Source organism: Halorubrum sp. Atlit-26R, from assembly GCF_003666015.1.
Lineage (GTDB): Archaea > Halobacteriota > Halobacteria > Halobacteriales > Haloferacaceae > Halorubrum.
Genome location: NZ_QPLT01000186.1, coordinates 1 through 781, shown reverse-complemented (window position 1 = coordinate 781; position 781 = coordinate 1). Strand labels below are relative to the sequence as shown.

Annotated in this window: 1 protein-coding gene; it reads left to right on the top strand. The window is 54.8% G+C overall.

Annotated elements, in window-relative coordinates; translation table 11 throughout:
• Positions 1-188: 188 nt before the first annotated feature.
• Positions 189-781 (top strand): response regulator (locus tag DVK07_RS20060; RefSeq protein WP_121598558.1); only part of this gene is annotated, 593 nt, incomplete at its 3' end.

Below are 781 nucleotides of genomic sequence, written 5' to 3'. Positions count from 1 at the left end.
GCGGAACCCCCAGATCGCCAGGAGGTACTCTCACGGCTGATCGAAGCGAGCGACCACGCGGCGTGACCGTCTCCACACCTTTGATCACGGCCTAATTGCCACGCCACGGCCGCTCGTTTCTTGCTAACCGCGAGAATTATGTTCTTCTAGTCACAAATACTATCATTACGGATGGAGTGTGCTATGCCATGCCGAGCGATGTGTCAGTAGTCCACGTTGACGACGACCCTGGAATTGTGGAGCTGGCGGCAACGTATCTCGAGCGGCAAGATGACCGGATTACGGTGACCACAGCAACGACAGTCGGGGATGCCTTAGACCACATAACAGCAACCACAGACTGCGTGGTGTCTGACTATGAGATGCCGGAGATGAACGGGATTGAACTTCTCAGTACAGTGCGTGCGGAGTATCCAGACCTCCCATTTATTCTGTTTACCGGCAAGGGAAGCGAAGAGATTGCGAGTGAAGCTATTTCTGCGGGCGTCACTGACTATCTTCAAAAAGGACCCAACGTCGAACAGTACACACTACTGGCAAACCGAGTCCTGAATGCGGTGACACAACGCGAAGCAGAACAGCGGGTCAACACGGAGCGGCAGCGCTTTCAATCGCTCTTCCACGAGCTGACACAGCCGGCGGTCGAGGTGGAATATGACGATCAAGAGCCAATTGTTCAGGCAGTCAACGTCGCGTTCGAGGACGTGTTTGGGTATCCTGCCTCAGAGATTGTCGGGCACTCACTTGACGCGGCTATTGTTCCCGAGCATGACGGAGACAC